This window comes from Pseudomonas sp. GW821-FHT04D07, assembly GCF_059420225.1.
This window is the reverse complement of record NZ_JBWKTH010000005.1, coordinates 16,703-35,483: the sequence shown is the minus strand read 5'-3', so window position 1 is coordinate 35,483 and position 18,781 is coordinate 16,703. Positions and strand designations below refer to the sequence as shown.

Below are 18,781 nucleotides of genomic sequence, written 5' to 3'. Positions count from 1 at the left end.
ATGACGCAAACCCTTCAATCAATGGCCGTCGTCGGCACCGGCGTGATGGGGGCGGGGATTGCCCAGATCGCCGTGCAAGCCGGCCTGCAAGTCGCGCTCTTCGATGCTCGCTCCGGTGCGGCCGCTGCCGCACGCGTGCAACTGGGTGAAACCTTTGAGCAGTTGGTCGGCAAGGGCAAGATCAGTCAGGCGGATGCGACTGCGGCAATGAGCCGGCTGCGTGTCGAGACGGAACTGGTCGCACTCGCCGACTGCGACCTGGTGATTGAAGCCATTATCGAGAAGCTCGACGCCAAGCAAAATCTGCTCAGAGAGCTGGAGACGGTCGTGACGGCAAAGTGCATCCTCGCGACCAACACCTCGTCGTTATCGGTCACCCGTATTGCCAGTGCCTGCCAGCATCCGGAGCGGGTGGCTGGCTTCCACTTCTTCAATCCGGTCCCCTTGATGAAAGTGGTCGAGGTCATCGACGGCCTGGCAACCGACCCGCATATCGGCGACAGGTTGCAGGCACTGGCCACACAGATGGGGCATCGCGGCATTCGTGCCAAGGACACACCTGGCTTCATCATCAACCATGCCGGTCGTGCGTACGGTACCGAGGCGTTGCAGATGCTGAAGGAGGGTGTCGCGGCGCCCGCTGATATCGATCGCATCCTGCGCGAGGGCATGGGCTTTCGAATGGGGCCGTTCGAGCTGTTCGACCTGACCGCCCTGGATGTGTCCCACCCGGTCATTGAGTCGATCTACGGCCAGTTTTATGAGGATCCTCGCTATCGTCCTTCGGCGCAGATGCAGCGGATGCTCGAGGCTGGCTTTGTCGGACGAAAAGTCGGCCGTGGCTTCTATCGTTATGCAAACGGCCAGCTTGCCCAGCCGCGGCCCCGTCAAGAGGTTCCCGCCGTACAGACCATCCCGCCCATTTGGCTGGGGACAGAAACAGAAGAGGACAGAGTCGCGTTGGTGAGCCTGCTGAATCAGCTGGGCGCCGAGGTTGAGTTCGCGGTTCGGCCGTCAGCCCATGCGCTCTGCCTGCTCGCGCCTTACGGTATTGATGCGGCCCAGGCTTCGCTGCAGTTCGATACCGATCCCACTCGCACGTTATGCATCGACCTGTTGGTCGACCTGAAACGACACAGGACGCTGATGCCAACGACCGCAACGGCACCCAGCGTCCTGGCCGCCGGGCACTCATTGTTGGCCAGAGACGGGGTAGGGGTGACAGTCATTCAAGACAGTGTCGGCTTCGTGGCACAGCGGGTCATGGCCATGATCGTCAACCTGGCGGGGGAAATTGTTCAACAGCAAATCACCACGGTCGACGACCTGGAGGAGGGTGTTCGTCGCGGTCTGGGCTATCCACTGGGCCCTTTGACCTGGGGTGATGAGCTGGGCGCCAAGCGAGTGCTACATATCCTCAAGCGGATGGCCGATCTCACCGCGGACCCGCGTTACCGCCCAGGGCTCTGGCTGCGTCGACGAGCCGGGCTTGGTCTGTCTTTGCGGACTCCCGAGCCATCGGTTGGTTGATACTCGATTAAAAATAATTAAAGGGTGAGTGAAATGGGTGCTTTGACGGGTTATCGGGTTCTAGATTTAAGCCGGGTCCTGGCCGGCCCCTGGTGCGGCCAGGTCCTGGCTGATCTGGGCGCCGAGGTCATCAAGATAGAACGGCCGAGGGTCGGCGACGACACCAGAGGCTGGGGACCGCCCTGGATGCCGGATGAAGCGGGGGAGTCGACCCAGGAGTCGTCCTATTATCAATCGACCAACCGCGGCAAGCTTTCAGTGGCCCTCGACCTGTCTTCCGCTGAAGGGCAGGCATTGATTCGAGCGCTGGTCACTGACTGCGATGTGTTGATCGAGAACTACAAGGCCGGCTCGCTGGCCAAATACGGGCTTGATTACCAGACCTTGTCCGAGATCAATCCGCGCCTTGTCTACTGTTCGGTCACCGGTTTTGGCCAGACCGGGCCGCGGGCCAGCGAGCCGGGCTATGACTTCATTATCCAGGGGCTGGGTGGGCTGATGAGTATCACCGGCGAACGTGATGACCTGCCGGGTGGCGGGGCCCAAAAGGTTGGCGTGGCCTTTTCCGATCTGATGACCGGGCTTTACTCCACTGTCGCCATCCAGGCTGCCCTGTTGAGCCGGCATCAAACCGGGCTGGGCCAGTACATCGACATGGCGTTGCTGGACGTGCAGATCGCCACGCTGTGCAATCAAAGCCAGAACTACCTGGCCTCGGGCAAACCGCCAGGCCGGTACGGCAATGCCCACGCCAATATCGTTCCGTACCAGGTCTTCAAGGCCAGCGATGGCGACTTCATCATCGCCTGCGGTAATGACACCCAGTTCGTTGACCTGTGCAACGCCATTGGCTTGCCGGAGTTGCCCGAGGATCCTCGGTTTACCCGCAATTCAAGCCGCGTAAACAACCGACAGGCCATCGTTGGCATGCTTTCCGAGCACTTCCTGCAAGGCACGGCACAAGGCTGGGTGACCCGGATTCACGCCAAGGGGGTGCCCGTCGGGGCAATCAACGACATTGCAACGGCGTTGGCCGAACCACAGGTCAAGGCCCGCGATATGCTGGTGACCATCCCTCATCCGCGCAAGGCCGATTTCGTTACCGTGGGCAGCCCCATGAAGTTCTCCCGCACACCGGTTGAATACCTGCGCCCGGCGCCGATGCTCGGCGAGCACACGGACAGTGTCTTGAGCCAGCGCTTGGGGTTGAGCGCCGCGCAGCTCGCGGAACTCAAGGGCCTCGGCGTTATCGAGCAGTTAAGCGGCCAGGGCATTGAAGAGTTGACGGCCTCGTGCTGACATTGCTTATTTCCGCACTGCGGAATATATTTTCGCAATATTATTTAAGGCGTTAGTCCATGAAAAAGCCCTCGGAATCGGTCGATCAAATTGATCGTCAGCGCACAAACGAGGCCAGCCATGGCGTCTCGCTCGATTTCGTCGAGGAGGAGGGCAAGGATCGTAATTTCATTACCGCGTTGGCCCGAGGCATTGAGGTCCTACGCTGTTTTGGCCCGGGCGCGCATGTGCTGGGCAACCAGGACCTGGCGGCTCGAACAGGGCTGCCCAAACCCACTGTGACGCGGCTGACCCACACCCTGTGCAAGCTGGGCTGCCTGAAGCCGGTTCCCCACTCGACGAAATTCCAGCTGGATATTGGCGTCCTGGCGCTGGGCTATGGAATGTTGTCGAACCTGTCTATCCGGGCAGTGGCTCATCCTTTGATGCAGAGCCTGGCCAATTATGCGGGTGCCGCCGTGGCAATGGCAGCTCGTGACCGGATGCAGATGGTTTACCTGGACGTGGTGCAGGGCGAAGCCAACCTGACCATGCGCCGGCAAATCGGTAGTTACCTTCCACTGCATTTGAGCTCGGCGGGGAGGGCATGCCTGGCGGCCATGCCGGACAGCGAACGTGACTTCATCCTCGATCATATTCGTGAACGCAACAGCGCCGAATGGCTGACGATCCGCCGTGGCCTGGAGCAATGCTTCAAGGATTACGCCGATTACGGCTACTGCCTGTCACTGGGTGAGTGGACAAAGGATGTCAACTCCGTCGCCGTGCCGCTGATACATAGCGAGTACGGCATCCTGGCGTTCAACTGTGGCGGCCCGAGCTTTATTTTGCCGCGGGACAAGCTGGAGGATGATATTGGGCCTAGGCTCAAGCACATGGTCAGTAATATCCAGGCTGCGACTCTCTAAGCCTGGCAGGGTGCCGCCGTACTTCCTGTTGCCGTACTCAGCGTCAACAGGCGGAGCCTAAAGTTGACCATTGCCACGCCGATAAGATTTCAGGTCACCAAGAAACCGCCAAGATTCGTGCTCTCCGCCACTCGTGCTTGAGTCCGTACTAAAAATAAAGAGGATAGCCATGACCATTCTTCAGCGAGTGATTGGCGGATTCGCCCTGTTGTTGGTGGTGTTGCTCACCATGGTAGGCATCAGCTATCAAAGTACCCATTCGATCAGCGAACGCTTGACTATCATCACCGGCCAATCCGCGCCGTTGAGCCGGGCGGCCAGCGAGCTTTACGTTCATATCCTCAGGGCCAATCAGGCACTGTTGGCGATTCTTATCAGCAACGACCCCAAGCAGATCAACGACGGCAGGCAGCCGTTCAACGACAGCCTGGTGCGCTTTACTCAATTGCTCGAGAGTATTCCGACCTACATCGGCGATCACCCGCGGCTACGCGACAACCTTGCTCAACAACGCCAACTCAGTTCGGCTTATGTCGAACAGGCACAGAACCTGATGGAGACCCATCGCCAATATGTGGCGCAAGTTGCCCAGACCCACGAGTTGCAAGGTTACAGCAGCAGCCAGGGAGTCCAACTGACCAGCTATCTGCGCGATTATATCGCCCGTGAGCGCAGTGCCGGTGCCGATGAACACCTGGCCGCAGCGGAGAAGCTGTTGCTGGAAGTCAACAAATCCTACGACAGTCTGGCCGCCCACGCCGCCAAGCCGGATATCGTGTCGTTGCAGCGTCTGCTTAACCTGCAAGACGAGGTTATTAACTCGCGGGTTCAGGCGTTTTTGGACGTTGACCCTCGGGTAGGGCGCATCGTCGCGGTCATGGTCAATCGTTTGCTCAACGACCTGACCGGCAGTGATGGGCTGTACCGTGCCTTTCAGCAGGAAGCCACCCTGGCCGACCATGTTCTCGAACAACGCCAGGCGACGGAAACCCGTCTGCAGGCCACTCTGGATAAGATCGGCGAATTCGGTAGCCAGTCTCTTGACGTGGCCAGCGCGGCGAAGAGTGATGCCGACGCCACCATCAGCAATAGCCTCAGCCTGCTGTTGATCGTCTGCGTGCTGGCGGTGTTGGCTGCTTTGGTGATCGGTACGTGGGTGGCCTTCAGCTTGCGTCGACCGTTGGCAGCCTTTCGCGAGGTGTTGAAGCAGCTTACCCGGGGTGACATGCGGGTGCGCTTCGATGTCAGCCGCAAAGATGAATTCGGTGAACTCGGCGGTTACCTCAACGAACTGACTCAGTCCTTGCAGACCACCTTCCGTGAGCTGATTGGCTCCGCCGATAGCCTGGCCCAGTCCGCGAGCGATAACGCGGTGGTCAGTGAGCAGACCACGCGGGTAGTGGATGAACAGAAAGATCGTCTGCATTCCGCCGCTTCGGCGATGACCGAGATGGAGAGTACCGTCGAAGAAGTCGCCCGGCGGGCACAGGACACACGTAGCGCGGTGGACGACACCAGCGAACTGACTCACAAGGTGCAGCAGCGAGTGGCCGAGACGATCATCAACATTCGCCAGCAGGCCGAGCAGGTGAACAAGGCTTCGGCGGTCACCGACGAACTGCAGAAATATGGCCAGAACATCGACAGTATCGTCGATGCGATTCGCACCATTGCCGAGCAGACCAACCTGTTGGCGCTCAACGCCGCCATTGAAGCGGCCCGTGCCGGAGAGCAAGGCAGGGGCTTTGCGGTGGTGGCTGACGAAGTGCGTTCACTGGCCAGCCGCACCCAGGCTTCGACCAGCGAAATCCAGGAAATGATCGGTCAGATGCAGGGCAAGATTCATTCCGCCGTGCAAGTGATGAACGAAAGCCAGGTGCAATCCAACAACTGCGTAACGTTGGCCTCTGGCGCCGATGAGTTGCTGGTGGCGATGGGCGAGGCGGTGGGCACCATCCGTGACATGAACATTCAGATCGCTGCCGCCACCGAGGAACAGAGCGCCACGGTGCAAGAAACCAGCCGCATGGTCACCCAGATCAACGACTCCGCCCAACAGGCCGCCGAGGGGGCCGAGCGTACGGCAAGCAGCAGCCAGGGCCTGTCGGACATGGCCAAGGTGCAGCGTGAACTGCTCCATCATTTCAGCGTATGACGCCGGGGAGACCGAACATGAAACAGTGGTTGACGCTTGCCTTGGGTATCAGTTTCCTTACTGCCGGTTTGGCCCAGGCCGCTACGCCGCTGTTGGGCGTGGCCATGGCCAAATACGATGACAACTTCCAGACCATCCTGCGCAATGGCGTGCAGAAACACGCCGCCGTTCTGGATACCGATATCTTCATGGAGGATGGTCATGACAGTGCCGAGTTGCAGATGCGCCAGTTTCGTAATCTGGTCAATTCCAAGGTGGACGCCATAGTGGTCGCGATGGTCAATGCCAAGAGCGCCCCTGAAATGCTGCGTTTGGCCAGTGCGGCGAAAATCCCGCTGGTGTTCGTAAACCGCAACCCGGCCCCCGATAAGTGGCCGGCACAGACGGCATTCGTCGGATCCGATGAGCTGGAGTCGGGCACACTGCAAATGGAAGAGTTGGCCCGCCGCGCCAACTACAAGGGCAATGTGGTGATCCTGGTGGGGGACCCAAGCAACAAATCCTCGTTGATGCGCACCGAAGACGTGGAAAAGGTCGTCGCCAAATACCCGAACATGAAAGTGGTGCAGAAGAAGGTCGGTAACTGGGAGCGTAGCCAGGCGGCCGCCATTGTCATCGATTGGGTCAAGGCGGGCGTAGACTTTTCGATCATCGCTGCCAATAACGATGAGATGGCCATTGGCGCGATCATGGGTCTGGAAAAGGCCGGCAAAAATGCCAAAGACTATTGGGTCGGTGGCATTGATGGCACTCCTGATGGCTTGAAACTGATGGCTGACGGCAAGATGGCCGTGAGCGTGTTCCAGGACGCCATCGGCCAGGCTAATGGCGCGGTGGAGGTTGCATTGCGCCTGGCTCGGGGCGAGCCCCTGGACTCACCGCTGATCTGGGTGCCATTCAAACTGATCACCCCGGAAAATCGCCAGCAGTTTGAATAAGCCCGGTGCATCAGGATGGGATAGGGGCGGCGACCCCTCCTGTGACACTGATCCGCAAGGCTTGGCCAATAGCCTAGGCGCGACTAATTGCGCGGGTATCCTGAGCGCCTTGCTTTTGAAAACTCTCCGGACGGGGTTGATTGCGCGGCCCGGATGGCAAGCCCGGTTTTGACCTGTTTATCGCAGGGTTGCATGCCCGCTCGTTGAGCGTGAGTCCTGGTGACAACTGCTCGATCCGTATGCTGGAGTACTGTCGAAGATCATGTCGCGCATCAACTCGCTGGCGCCGGCGGCGATGGTGCCGGCCATGGCATCGCGGTACAGGCGCGCCACCTCTGAATCAAGCTGATAACCCCGTGCTCCGTGCAACTGCGCACACGCCTGAGCCGCGTTTAGCGCGAGTTCGCTGGCACGCAACTTGAGAATGCACGCGGAGCGCGTATCGAGTTGGCCTTGGCTGTACTGCCATGCTATTTGATAGGCGTAGTGTCGGAGCATCTGTTGCTCGCCGATCAGGTCTGCCAACCGGTGCCTGACGCTCTGCTTGTCGCTCAAGGGGGCACCTTGCAGCTGATGCTGACGCACGAAGCGTTCGAGCAGCGAGATACTGTGGTTGGCGCCGCCCAGTGCCAACAGTCCGGCAACCAGGCGCTCGAAGTCCAGGCCCTGCATGAGGTAGATCAAGGCCTTGCCGGCTTTGCCCAGAAGTTGTCGCGTGGGCACCTTGAGTTGCTGGAAATCCAGGTCGCAAATATCGGCGCTGCGCCAGCCCAGCATCGGCAGTGCTTGTCTGTTCAGCCCTGGGCTGGTGCCGTCGATCAACAGCAGGCTGCTGCTGCCCAAGGCATGGCGGCCCTCACCACTGCGCACCAGGGTGACGATCAGTGACGCCTGCGAACCATTGGCGATGTAGCGTTTGGCTCCGTCGACGATGAACCCCTTTGCCGTTGACAGGGCTTGGCAGCGCAACTGGCTGAGATCGCTGCCGGCCTGCTCTTCGGTGATCGCCAGGGCGGTGATGATGCGTCCTTGGCGAATCCCTGGCAGGTATCGCTGGCGCTGTTCATCGTTGCCGAACAGTTCCAGGTATGCACTGGCCATGTAGGCCTGGACGCCCACGGCAGCACGAATGCCGGCATAACCCAGCGCCCCAAGTTCCTCGAGGAATACGGCACTTCGCATAAAACCTTCGCCTTGCTGCGGCAGGCCGAGCAAACCATGTTCTGCGAGAGTTTGCCAGGCTTGGGGGCAGAGGTGCCCGCGCTCCTCGGCGGCCGGTACCAGCGGCAGGAGTTGGTCCACCAGGATCTGCCGCACATACAAGGCGAAATCTCGTTGCTCGTCGTTCAGATAGGGGCTGTGCATGTTTGGCTTATCTTCATTTCACCGATATCACTCGGTGGGTGGGCAGGATGTCCGTCAAGCGACCGGAGATTTTGAAGACCGCGTTCGGGGTGCCGGCGGCGGCCCAGACTTCATCGAAGGTAAGCAGGTCTTCATCGACGAACAGGGTGATCTCTTGCTTGTGTCCGAGCGGTGGAACGCCGCCGATGACGTACCCGGTCACCTCCTTGACAAAGTCGGCATCGGCTTTGGAAATCTTGTCGCCGAGCAGTCGCGAAATAGCTTTTTCGTTCACCCGGTTGGGGCCGCTGGCAAGCACCAGTACGGGGGCGTTGGCCGCTGTGCGAAAGACCAGCGACTTGACTATCTGGGCTTTTTCACAGCCAAGGGCAAGGGCCGCATCGTCGGCGGTGTGGGTCGATTCGGGCAGCTCCTGAACGGTCAGGGCGTGGCCCCGTTGATGGAGGATGTCCTGAAATTGCTGGGCGCGTTTACTGATGCTCATAAGCGGGTGCTCCTGATGACTGAAGTGTGGCTAGCAGCCGCTGGCGATCGACTTTGCCGGTCGCCGAGAGCGGCAGGCTGTGGCACAGTTGGATGCGGCTCGGGACCATGTAGGTCGGGAGTTGGGTGGCCAACTCCTGGCGCAGGCGTAGCGGGTTGCAGTCTTCGCTGGCGGCGATGACAAAGGCGACCAAGGATTTTTCCCCCTGTGCCGACTCGCTGACGGTGACAAAGCTCTGGCGCACCTGCGGGTGGTTGTTGAGATGATAGGCGACTTCCCCCAGCTCGATGCGAAAGCCATTGATCTTCACTTGGTCATCCTGACGCCCTTGAAATACCAGCGTACCGTCGTCGCGCAAGTAACCGCGGTCACCGGTGCGGTAGAGACGCTCCTGCCGATCGCCGATGCGACATTCAAAAAAACGTTCGCGACTGATTTCCGGCAACCCCAGGTAGCCTGGTGACAGGCCTGGCCCGGCGAGGCAGACCTCGCCGCTTTCTCCACTGTCGCAGAGGCGGCCTTGATCGATCAGGTACACCCGGGTGTTCTGGATCGGCAGACCGATGGGCAGCGCGTTGTCTTCGCTGTGCAGTTCGCGGACCGGGTAGAAGGTAGCAAAGGTGGTGCTTTCGGTTGGCCCATAGACGCTGACAATCTTTTGTGGTCCATACAGCGCCACTGCCTTGGCCATATGCCTTAGGGAGTGGGCTTCGCCGCCGGTGAGCACAGTGCTGACGTTGGCCAGTGCCTGGGGGGCTTCGTCGATCAGGGTGTTGAACAACGCGGTGGTGAGGAACAGCACACTGATGCGCTGTGCCTGCAGCAGCCGTTGCAGGCTCGAAACGCGAATGAAGGCTTCCGGGTACAACACGCAAGTAGCGCCGAGCAGCAGCGCGCCCCAGATTTCGAAGGTGGCGGCATCAAAGGTGACGGGCGCCAGCTGTAGCAGGCGGCTTTGTTCATTCAGCGAGACGTATCGAGCGTTGTACACCAGCCGGGTGATACCGCGGTGAAGAGTCGGTACGCCCTTGGGCTTGCCAGTGGAACCTGAGGTGAAGTTGATGTAGGCGACGCTGTCGGCATTCGTCGTCGTAGGTGGGTTTGCGCTGGCCTCGGCTGCACCTTGCAGCGCCTCGAGGATGATCACCTGATAACCTGCGAAGCGCGGGTCGTGCCTGGCGTCAGCGTTGCCCAAGAGGCAAGTGCAGTGCGCCTGGCTGAACAGTTCATGGATGCGCGCTTGCGGCCAGACCGGATCCAGCGGCAGGTAGGTCGCGCCGGCCTTGAGAATCGCCAGTAGAGAGATGATAAGGTCCAGGCTGCGAGGCAGGCTCACCGCTATCACGCTGCCGGGCTGGACACCCTCGGCGATCAGGTGCCAGGCGAGCAGGTTGGCTTGCGCGTTCAACTGCTGGTAGCTCAGTTCACGCTCCTGGCAGATCAGCGCCACAGCCTGGGGCGAGCGTGCGGCGACGGCGGCGAACAGTTCGCCGACGCTGGCGCTATCGGGGTAGGGCTCCTGTGTCTGGTTGATGTGAGTGTGCAGGGTTAGTGCCGAAGTACTGTATTCAAGCGTTTCCATGCTGGTCCCTCATCCGTGCGGTTATGCTTTTCAGCAGTTGCTGGCGATGGCTGTCGAGGAAGAAATGTCCACCCTCGATCTCAATCAGCTCGAAGGCGCGGGAGCTATGTTTGGCCCAACCGATCATGCTGGCGTGCCGGTCGATGGGATCCAGGCTGCCAAAGTAGGCATGGATAGGGATCTCCAGCGGGGCAGGGTGCCAGTCGCTCCAGATCTCCGAGAGCTGCATGTCGCTGCGCAGTACCGGCAGCATCAGGCGCATGAGCATCTCGCTTTGCAGGACCGCCGGCGGCGTACCGCCCATGGTCTGCAAGGCGTGGTGAAAGTCCTCTGGACTGAGTTGATGCAGATAGGGCTGCGCTTGCGGGCTGGCCGGGCTGCGGCAGCCGCTGATAAACAACAATTGGGTCTGGCCGGGATAGAGGTGTCGGGTCTGTTGGCTGAGTTCGTAGGCCAAGCGTGCGCCAAAGCTGTGCCCATAGAACGCATGCGGCGAATCCAGGTACGGCGCCAGTGCCCGCAGACAGTCTTCGAGCAGTGATGACCAGTTCTGGTAGGGCGGCTCTTTTATCCGGCAACCGCGTCCGGGCAGACGTACGGCGAGCAATTCCACATCGGCATCCAGATCTTCCACCCAGCTACGAAACAGATCCGGATTGCCACCCGCGTAGGGAAAGCAAATCAGGCGCAGGCGTGGATGGGCGAGTGGCTTGGGAACCAGCAGCCAGCGCTCGTCGTACGAAGGCCCGGACATAACCTCAACTCTCCGTCAATGCATTGAGGTGCATGCTGTTGCGCTGGATACAGGCGGCAATGTCCTGTATCCGGCCTTGGGCGAAGAGGTCTTCGGGGGGCAGGGTGTCCTCGCCGAAATGCTCCTCTGCCTTGGCAATCAGCTTGATGGCACTGAGAGAAGTCCCGCCGACCTCGAAGAAGTCACTCCCGGCGTCTACTATGCGTAGCCCCAACTCACGACAGGTGCTGATCAACCAAAGCTCAATTTTGCCGATTTCTGCGACGTTGCTCATGGTTCGTTCTCCTCTGATAGGGGCTCAGCGCCGTGGAAACTGAAAGTCGTTGCAGGTGCGGTCAACAAAACGGTTGTGATGGAAAGTGTCTTCGCCCGATACCAACACACAACCGAATTTCTCCAGGCTGGTCTGGCCGCCGAATTCTTCGAGGGTGTCGGAGTGAGGATAGACACGGACCGAAGTGGGTAGGTAGCGGGCGGCGAAACCCAGGCGCATCTGTTCAGTCAAACCGCTGTGGGGATGGGAGGCATGCATCAGGGTGGACCAAAAGATGATGAACTGGCCTTGACGCATGACCATCGATTGAGCTTTAGCTTCGTCAGGTCTCCAGTTAGGGTCCTTCTGCAACTGTCGATAGTCGTAACCAAAGAAGCCGCGGCGCACGCCACCCTTTTCCAGTTTGTTGATCGCATCGGCGTCGTATTCCATGGTCTTCGATTCATCGTAGTTCATGGTCCGGTGGGTCCCCGGGATGAACTGCAAACAACCGTTTTCCACGCTGGCCTCGGTGAGTGCGGCCCAGACTGTGATGGTGCCGCCGAATTGGGCATCTTCCGGCCAGATGATTTGCGGATGCTTGGAACCGGCCACGTTGGAGAAGTTGTCGGCCTGGTGCCAATCGGTGCCTTCGTCACCGGGATACTTGGGGAAAAACTCGGTGCGCCAGCAGAGCGTATCGCGACCTAGGATACTCGCGACCCGATCAACGATCTCCGCTCGGGTGATGTGCTCGGCGAGGAAGTCAACGTCCAGGTGACGATCATAGTTAGCCAGGTTGGTAGCCCCGGAGACTGCCTTGTCTTGGCTGTAAATGGCTTTCTTGGTATTGATCAGCTTGGGCCGGAGGGCTTGCAGCTTCTTCTCCATTTCGTCCTTTTGATAAAGGTCGAAAGGCCCTATGTAACCGTCGCGGTGAAATTTTTCCAATTCTTCCTGGCTGAGACTGAAATCAAGATTGCGGCAACGCGCTTGCTCTTCCATGTAAAACCTCAGTTAGTTGGGTGGGTGAAACGGTTAATCATTCATGCTTCTATCTAGGTAGTTCTTTATGTTGTTAGAAACCTGCGGCAGGTGTTTTTGCAGCGCTGAGGCGACCGCCTTGCTGTTTCTGGTTTCAGCCAGCGAGACCCGCACCTTGTGATCGTCCAGGGCCTCTTTCTGCCTGCCCCAGGGCGGCAGTAGGTTCGTGGGGCTCGGTGAGATTCTGGCTGACTTGCGGCGTCAGTCCGCGCGTCAGCGGCATCGCCAACGCGGTACAGACCAATGCCATTAGCAGAAGCGCCGTTAGGCAGCTTTGCGAAATGATTCCTGCGTCGTAAAGAGCGCGAAGCACCACGATCTCCATCAGCCCCTTGCTTTGCATCAGCGCCCCCAGCTGCAACGCTTCGCGCCAACTCCAGCCCCAGGCGCGTACGGGGAGCGCTGTGCTTATGATTTTCAACCCGCTCCCCACCAGTACGCTGAGCGTAAAAAACATCCAGGGTGGGGGCGCTGTCACATCAAGGCTGAGTCCCGCCGAAACAAAGAAAAATGGCAGCAGCACCGCATTGCTGAACGGGGCGGTCAGCTTTGTGAAGTACCGACGAAGAGCTCGGGGCAGGAGCATCCCAAAAATGAAAGAGCCAATCACCGCATGCAAACCGAGCATTTCACTGAGGCTGGCGGATAAGAACAGGCCCACGAGCACAATGCTTAACGCACTCGTCGATAGCTCCGTTGCCTGAGTCAGGCGGTCCAGCCACTTGCGCAGCCACGGACGAAGCATGAACCCGATTGCCACCAGTACTGGGCATAGCAACCAGATCCAACGGCTGTGTGAGGTGCTTGGTTGTGAGGTTGCAAGCATCAGAATAGTCAGGCAGCTCCACAGCAGCAGGTCATTGATGGCGGCCAAACTCAGCGACATTCGGCCGAGCCGACTGCTGGACAGGTTCATCTCGTGCAGGATGGCCGCCAGGACGGGCAGGGCCGTTACGCCGAAACAGATCGAACCTGCGACGGCGAAGACGAATAGCGTTGTGTGCCCGCCCATCAACTCTGGCCACTGGCCCCCGGCCCACCAGGCAAACACACCGCCCCCCAGGGCAGGAATGAGGTAACTCAAGAAACCGACGCGCAGTACCTGACGAGCCTGGTGCTTGAGTTCATCGAGCTCCAGTTCCAATCCGGCGATAAAACCAATGCAGACAATCGCCAACGCCGAGAGACTTGATAAGGCGACTGCTGTGTTGGGTGGAAATACCGCGCTATAGAGCTCCGGGGCCAGGCGGCCGAAAAGGCTCGGGCCGATTAACATCCCACATAGGATCTGTATCAGTACCAACGGCAAGAAGCGACGCAGCGGTAACCAAAACAAAAAAGGTAGGCTGAAGATTAACGACGCCTGAATCAGGAAGTTCATAACAAGTATCCTGTGGATGAGGCGATATATCTGACAGTTCAGATGCGAAATATGCCAGGCATGAGTCTGGCTTTACTGGACTCCAATTAATTTTTTAAAACAATAAAACACTACTTGGCCTGTGCACCTTGAATGGCTCGGCGACACAATCCACAAGGCTGAAAAATTTTGTGCAAGGACTCGCTTCCATGCGTCGTTATCCAGGGTTATCAATCAGCTAATTCAATAGTGCATCGTGCGACATGAGGGGGCGTGTTATGCATGTTGTGTAGCATTTTTTACAATACCGTGATCCTCACTCCACGTGTCTCGATTTCACTTATTCTACGCACAAACATTTAAGCAAAACCGAGCGTTAGATTTTTTAAGGGGATGCGAGTAACGCTTAACGGACTTGACGTTGTTGAAGATTTGCTTAACAGGACGTGGAGTGAAGGGATTTGCTAGCAGTATCAATGATCCGTTGCCCCACCAGATCATTGACGAGCGAGTGGTTCATCCAGCTATGCCAGTAAAGGGGTTCTCTATAACTGCTTTGCGGCATCAGGTTGACCAGCTGTCCGTCCTCGAGAAACGGCGCAGCGATATCCGCTGGCATCAGCGTGTAGCCAAGCCCCGCCAGGACAGCGTCCTGAACCATGGGTAATGACGGCAGATAATGACAAGGAAATCGCTCGATCGTGACACCGAGCAATATGCGCAGAAAAGCGCTATGGCGCGTGTCGTTGCGCCCTCGGGTGATTGCCGGCGCGTCCAGCAGGGAATGCACCCCCATGCCTTGGGCCAGGTAGCGGCGCATATAGTCAGGTGTACTGACGCAGTAATACTCCATTGCCCCCAACGGCTGGACCTCAAAACCATCGAGCGTATCGGCAACGACCGAGACACAGCCTTGCACGTCACCGCGCTTGAGAATATTCAGGCTATGGCAACGATCATCGGAGATAATTTCTACGCAAACCTGTTCCGTGCGCATCAACTCGATCAAGAGCGGTGCGAACCATGTATTGAGTGAATCGGGATGCACGCCAATGGCAATTTTTGAGCTTGCGTGGTTTTTCCGCGAAAGCAACCTCAGAACATCATGTTCAAGCGAACGCAGCGCCGAGACGTGCTGCAATAAGGCCTGGCCGGCTGAGGTAGGATGGATAGGGCGCTCTCGAATAATCAAGATGGTTGAAAGGGAATTCTCCAGAGACTTAATACGCTGTGAAATGGCGCCGCCGGTGATATTAAGAGCCGATGCTGCGCGTTCAAAGCTCTTATGTTCTATGACGCAGGCAAATGCCTCTAGCTGTTGGCGATCCAGCATGTCAACCTCCCTGTAAGCCATTAAGCATTAATAAAATTAATAACGCATAGTCGTGAATGCTCGCAGGGTCATGGCAATACGCCATCAACCTGCATTTCACACTGGCAATAATCCGAAAATCGAATTGCTTGAATAAGGAGAACTATCGAGGGCACCGCACCGGGCGGATCAAAATCGCGAGCATGCCAAATCCAGTTGGCTATCGAAGCTGTATTGTTTTCGATACAGGTCGCGCTATCTGCCCTTACGCCGTTATAGTTCTAACGACTATATTTTTATTCGGCACAGAATAGCTCCTTTGCCCCTCGCCAAACAAGCCCCCAAATCTGCCGAATTCCAGTTTCACCATCCGCAGCGTGGGGGGGCGTGGAGCGACGGAAAAGGTGCCGTCGCAGCTATGCCGATTCGGGCAACCAGATTATCGGCGTGACGACTGCTTTGGAGCCAGACGGCGTAACCATCGACACGATTCATGATTTAACAAGTGGGCGATGTCAGATGTTCATAAGTAGCTCACAGGCCCGAAATTGCTGGCTCAATGTTCTCGGAATTAACTCGCCTGTTCATCGATTGATGTTCATAGACCTAGTTTCCCCGACATCCCTAGCCTTGCCACCCCGACCTCTCACGGTCCCAGTCCAGCGGCTGATGGATGCTAGTTCAAAAAAAGAGGAGGGCAGGCACTGATGCTTGCCTGCCGCTATCGAGTCTTCGAAATCAAGTTCAGTAAGGCTTATATCTTTTGACTCTGCCGGTACCGCGAACAATGCTGCTCAAAGCATTGCTGTCTGCGAACGCCAATCGTGCGCGCTTGTCGCTGTTGTGCTTGGCGCTGATCAACATGGCATTGCTGTAAACGGCCGCTCCGCTGGCAGACTTGGCAATAATGTGATCGACCTGAGGTGTGAGATCATGACCACCTTCGACCAGTAGACCAACCCGCTGGCCTGGAATGCGGTACTTGTCGGTGTACACAGGGTCAACGATGGCGTCGCTTATAAGATACCCATCGTTGAGAACGCGGTTGACTGCGCGGATAGTTTCGATCTGCGTGCTTGAGAATTCGGCTGCCTGCGACAGTATTACGCGGTCATTCCAATGCGCAAGCTGCTTGGGGTCATCCTTGACGGACTTCCACTCGGCATAATCGAGGAACGCGTAAGGCCTTGCCGCGGCAGGAAAAACGGGGAGCCGTCGGTAAGAGGGAAACCCTACAGTATTCAACTGGTCCTGGATGTCCCAGCCTGCGTTTGTCATTTCGTCGATGAGTGCGAGGTATTCGGCCTTCTTCGTCGGGTCGGCACCGCCGATGATAGGCGCTGGCTTTGGATGCAGAATAGGCCACGTGCGTGTGCGATTGACGTGCAGGCCGGCCAGGACTTTCGTGATAATCGTGAACCGCGTGGGCACACGCTGTTCTTCGGAAATTTCGGTAGCGTAATCGCAGGTGATGGCCACTTCGCAATTACCTCCTGCGGTATCCACCCAGCTCTCAAGCTCACGCTCGAATTGGCGCCATATACCTCCCGAGTTGAATGAGCCATACATCGGAACCAGGTTGCTCGAGGACTCGGGCCCACCAAACTCCAGAGCAATGAGGTGTCCTCGGTGGCAGTCTTCGTGCCGGGTGTCAGCCACTCCACCTTCATACATCGAAAGAGGCAGGACCGTGTTGTTTCGTGGAGTTGGCGTGTGAGGCTTCACCCCCGGTGACATCTCGGCAACGAGCCGTTTCACACGCTGGCGGGCTCCACCCTTGAAATTTTCAGGAGGATTGCTGAGGAACTGTACGAAGCGCATGGTCCTTCCTTGGAATGAGTGGATAGCCAAACAAACTGGGGAAATCGTACAGGGAGTGTGAACAGCGAAGCAAGGTGTGTTGCACCAATCGCGATATAAGTGGAAAGCCCCAAAGCCCCGTATTTCCTAGGCCAAACCGAGCCCTTTGATAAATGAGTGGAATCATTTATGGTTTTTCCACTGAAGAAACAAAATAAATCGTGATTTTCCACCAATTATTTTCACCAGATTCGTGATTTTCCACTGATTGATTGAAGCGATTTTTGAACCAATATGTACGTAATTCACGCAAAGTTTTCAGCTGGACGAGATGGGGTAGAGCGGGTCACTGCCACGCCTTTCCATCAAGGCATTAGTGGTCGTCTTGGCTCACCTTCCTGCGACTCGGCAGGGTAATAGGGGAGCACTCGTGCTCATCTAGCGGCAATCAAAACCGACCGTTATCCATCTTCAGCTACTCGCGAATGCCGCGCCTTGTCGCCATATCAAGACATCGCATGTTGGCGATAGCATCCTGACCCCATAGCCGCTGGACGCACCTCGTTCCTCATGGAGTCGACGCTGCTCTAATTAATGTTTGCCTTACAGTCGAATGATCCGAATGCGCTGCCAAGGACTCTGGCGGCGGGGGAGTGCACGTAACCCCTGTTGTCCTTTGCTATCATCCATCTCTAACAGCCGATCAGACTCCAGGCGCAGTTTGCTGAAATCCTGCTCAGCATCTTCATAGCTGAGCTTCAGAGTATCGCGGAGGAACGATGCCTCCAACGACGATGCTGAGTGTGAGGTCGCAAATGGCCACCCCGTAGATAGGGGGTAGGCCTCCGAGCTGATGAGGCCTATTGCCTTTTCCAACGGCAGCGATCCAGCTGATCCTCTGAGTAAGGGGCATCCGCTGTGGTGCAGCTGGTGATTGCTGTTGGATGTGATCAAGCCCTACCTGCGCGATATGCGTGATTTGTTTACACATTCACGGTGCTGCCCAGGTCTAGTAGAGCCAATGGCTGAGCTCGTCCAGGTTAGCCACGATGAGCTGCTGGGCGCTTGGTTTCATATGCATTTTGGCGGTATCGATCTGGTAGCGATTCAAGACGTACTGAACTAACGCGCCGCGGGTTTCTATCATCAACTGTCCGTTCTCCATTCCGTAATCGGCTTCGAGAATGGCCCGCTGCCCAGCCTTCAATCTCGAATCCGCTTCCAGGATCACTGTCGCCGGCGTCGTCCACCCGGGGTCGAGCTGACGTGAATGCTCTGTGAAATCATTCATCAGCTCCGGAGTACCCCGAAACCGACTCAATACAAAATCACGATACTCACCATTTTTCTCGCAGTATGCACGCACGTGCCAGCGCATGCCGGTATGGATAAGCGTATGCGGCGCAATGAGTCGGGTTTCCCCATCTGGCGTTTTGAAAGAAGCGTACTCACACTCAAGTCGTTGACCTTCTCGACAAGCCTTCAATAACGGCCTAAGCACTTCGGGGCGGATAGAGCGATCCTGCACGTCAAGGATGTCAATGTGCGCATACGCCAACGTCAGTCCTTCAATGTGTGGAGCCCGCTCGTGATTCTGGTTCAGCAGGTGCAGATATGCACTTGCACTTTCCTTCATGAACAGCGGTTTGAAATGCTTGGTGGGTACGTAACCTTTTAGGTGCTTGTCATACGATAGATTTCGGGGCGCATGCTCATCGATGTAGGTGTTGATGTCCTTCGACGCCTGCTGACGACTGATGCCAAAGCTCTGCATCAAGTGCCCCGTGGTCAGGCGACCTTCCCACCAGGCAACGGTCTCTATCAGTTTGTAACGCAATGCCAAATCCCAGCGTACAGCCTCAATCGCTTTCGCCCGTTTCATACCGTCCCCATGTGCTCGAAAAGTTTACCTGTATGCGTAAACACCGTAGATGTGTCTGGTATATCTACATATCGTTGAGTGAGAGCGCAAGCACCGTCGAAGGAGTAGATGGACG

General features: G+C 57.4%; 15 protein-coding genes. 5 read left to right on the top strand and 10 right to left on the bottom strand.

Translation table 11 applies throughout. The features are described 5' to 3' along the window. The 5 genes from AC07T0_RS08955 to AC07T0_RS08935 all read left to right on the top strand — a co-directional run bounded on the left by AC07T0_RS08955 (position 1) and on the right by AC07T0_RS08935 (position 6,830). Positions 1-1,530: a 3-hydroxyacyl-CoA dehydrogenase gene (locus tag AC07T0_RS08955; RefSeq protein ID WP_495000825.1), complete on the top strand. Its 1,530-nt coding sequence runs from the start codon at positions 1-3 to the stop codon at positions 1,528-1,530. Positions 1,531-1,563: 33 nt separating this feature from the next. Then, positions 1,564-2,829 carry a CaiB/BaiF CoA transferase family protein gene (locus AC07T0_RS08950; RefSeq protein ID WP_495000824.1) on the top strand — a complete coding sequence of 422 codons (1,266 nt, stop codon included), beginning with the start codon at positions 1,564-1,566 and terminating at the stop codon, positions 2,827-2,829. Positions 2,830-2,888: 59 nt separating this feature from the next. Next, complete coding sequence (locus AC07T0_RS08945; protein ID WP_495000823.1) at positions 2,889-3,737, top strand: IclR family transcriptional regulator; 849 nt, start codon at positions 2,889-2,891, stop codon at positions 3,735-3,737. A 169-nt stretch (positions 3,738-3,906) separates the two neighbouring features. After that, on the top strand, positions 3,907-5,892 hold the full coding sequence (locus AC07T0_RS08940; RefSeq protein ID WP_495000822.1) for a methyl-accepting chemotaxis protein: 1,986 nt from the start codon (positions 3,907-3,909) through the stop codon (positions 5,890-5,892). Between the two features lie 17 nt (positions 5,893-5,909). Next, positions 5,910-6,830, top strand: coding sequence for a substrate-binding domain-containing protein (locus AC07T0_RS08935; protein ID WP_495000821.1), 921 nt, complete (start codon positions 5,910-5,912; stop codon positions 6,828-6,830). Between the two features lie 177 nt (positions 6,831-7,007). On the opposite strand, the gene AC07T0_RS08930 is transcribed toward AC07T0_RS08935, so the two are convergent. From AC07T0_RS08930 to AC07T0_RS08885, 10 genes are all read right to left on the bottom strand, one after another. Further along, positions 7,008-8,195: an acyl-CoA dehydrogenase family protein gene (locus AC07T0_RS08930; protein ID WP_495000820.1), complete on the bottom strand. Its 1,188-nt coding sequence runs from the start codon at positions 8,193-8,195 to the stop codon at positions 7,008-7,010. A gap of 13 nt (positions 8,196-8,208) precedes the next feature. Then, the gene (locus AC07T0_RS08925) at positions 8,209-8,679 is read right to left on the bottom strand and encodes a YbaK/EbsC family protein (RefSeq protein ID WP_495000819.1); all 471 of its coding nucleotides are present in this window, start codon (positions 8,677-8,679) and stop codon (positions 8,209-8,211) included. Beyond that, positions 8,666-10,261, bottom strand: a complete 1,596-nt coding sequence (locus AC07T0_RS08920; protein WP_495000818.1) for an amino acid adenylation domain-containing protein — start codon at positions 10,259-10,261, stop codon at positions 8,666-8,668. The genes AC07T0_RS08925 and AC07T0_RS08920 overlap by 14 nt, the downstream gene beginning before the upstream one ends. Further along, positions 10,248-11,015: a thioesterase II family protein gene (locus tag AC07T0_RS08915; RefSeq protein WP_495000817.1), complete on the bottom strand. Its 768-nt coding sequence runs from the start codon at positions 11,013-11,015 to the stop codon at positions 10,248-10,250. The genes AC07T0_RS08920 and AC07T0_RS08915 overlap by 14 nt, the downstream gene beginning before the upstream one ends. Positions 11,016-11,019: 4 nt before the next feature. Further along, complete coding sequence (locus AC07T0_RS08910; RefSeq protein WP_495000816.1) at positions 11,020-11,289, bottom strand: phosphopantetheine-binding protein; 270 nt, start codon at positions 11,287-11,289, stop codon at positions 11,020-11,022. Between the two features lie 24 nt (positions 11,290-11,313). Beyond that, the gene (locus AC07T0_RS08905; RefSeq protein ID WP_495000815.1) at positions 11,314-12,273 is read right to left on the bottom strand and encodes a chlorinating enzyme; all 960 of its coding nucleotides are present in this window, start codon (positions 12,271-12,273) and stop codon (positions 11,314-11,316) included. A 133-nt stretch (positions 12,274-12,406) separates the two neighbouring features. Then, the gene (locus AC07T0_RS08900) at positions 12,407-13,693 is read right to left on the bottom strand and encodes a cation:proton antiporter (protein WP_495000814.1); all 1,287 of its coding nucleotides are present in this window, start codon (positions 13,691-13,693) and stop codon (positions 12,407-12,409) included. A 415-nt stretch (positions 13,694-14,108) separates the two neighbouring features. Beyond that, positions 14,109-15,005 (bottom strand): HTH-type transcriptional regulator ArgP, encoded by an 897-nt coding sequence (gene argP, locus AC07T0_RS08895; protein WP_495000813.1) that lies wholly within the window; start codon positions 15,003-15,005, stop codon positions 14,109-14,111. Positions 15,006-15,728: 723 nt separating this feature from the next. Next, the gene (locus AC07T0_RS08890; protein WP_495000812.1) at positions 15,729-16,805 is read right to left on the bottom strand and encodes a DNA/RNA non-specific endonuclease; all 1,077 of its coding nucleotides are present in this window, start codon (positions 16,803-16,805) and stop codon (positions 15,729-15,731) included. Between the two features lie 988 nt (positions 16,806-17,793). After that, the gene (locus AC07T0_RS08885) at positions 17,794-18,666 is read right to left on the bottom strand and encodes a WYL domain-containing transcriptional regulator (protein ID WP_016965239.1); all 873 of its coding nucleotides are present in this window, start codon (positions 18,664-18,666) and stop codon (positions 17,794-17,796) included. Between the last annotated feature and the right edge of the window lie 115 nt (positions 18,667-18,781).

Coding starts and splice junctions, on each gene's coding strand:
- AC07T0_RS08955 (WP_495000825.1), top strand. CDS start 1: ATGACGCAAACCCTTCAATCAATGGCCGTCGTCGGCACCGGCGTGATG.
- AC07T0_RS08950 (WP_495000824.1), top strand. CDS start 1,564: ATGGGTGCTTTGACGGGTTATCGGGTTCTAGATTTAAGCCGGGTCCTG.
- AC07T0_RS08945 (WP_495000823.1), top strand. CDS start 2,889: ATGAAAAAGCCCTCGGAATCGGTCGATCAAATTGATCGTCAGCGCACA.
- AC07T0_RS08940 (WP_495000822.1), top strand. CDS start 3,907: ATGACCATTCTTCAGCGAGTGATTGGCGGATTCGCCCTGTTGTTGGTG.
- AC07T0_RS08935 (WP_495000821.1), top strand. CDS start 5,910: ATGAAACAGTGGTTGACGCTTGCCTTGGGTATCAGTTTCCTTACTGCC.
- AC07T0_RS08930 (WP_495000820.1), bottom strand. CDS start 8,195: ATGCACAGCCCCTATCTGAACGACGAGCAACGAGATTTCGCCTTGTAT.
- AC07T0_RS08925 (WP_495000819.1), bottom strand. CDS start 8,679: ATGAGCATCAGTAAACGCGCCCAGCAATTTCAGGACATCCTCCATCAA.
- AC07T0_RS08920 (WP_495000818.1), bottom strand. CDS start 10,261: ATGGAAACGCTTGAATACAGTACTTCGGCACTAACCCTGCACACTCAC.
- AC07T0_RS08915 (WP_495000817.1), bottom strand. CDS start 11,015: ATGTCCGGGCCTTCGTACGACGAGCGCTGGCTGCTGGTTCCCAAGCCA.
- AC07T0_RS08910 (WP_495000816.1), bottom strand. CDS start 11,289: ATGAGCAACGTCGCAGAAATCGGCAAAATTGAGCTTTGGTTGATCAGC.
- AC07T0_RS08905 (WP_495000815.1), bottom strand. CDS start 12,273: ATGGAAGAGCAAGCGCGTTGCCGCAATCTTGATTTCAGTCTCAGCCAG.
- AC07T0_RS08900 (WP_495000814.1), bottom strand. CDS start 13,693: ATGAACTTCCTGATTCAGGCGTCGTTAATCTTCAGCCTACCTTTTTTG.
- argP (WP_495000813.1), bottom strand. CDS start 15,005: ATGCTGGATCGCCAACAGCTAGAGGCATTTGCCTGCGTCATAGAACAT.
- AC07T0_RS08890 (WP_495000812.1), bottom strand. CDS start 16,805: ATGCGCTTCGTACAGTTCCTCAGCAATCCTCCTGAAAATTTCAAGGGT.
- AC07T0_RS08885 (WP_016965239.1), bottom strand. CDS start 18,666: ATGAAACGGGCGAAAGCGATTGAGGCTGTACGCTGGGATTTGGCATTG.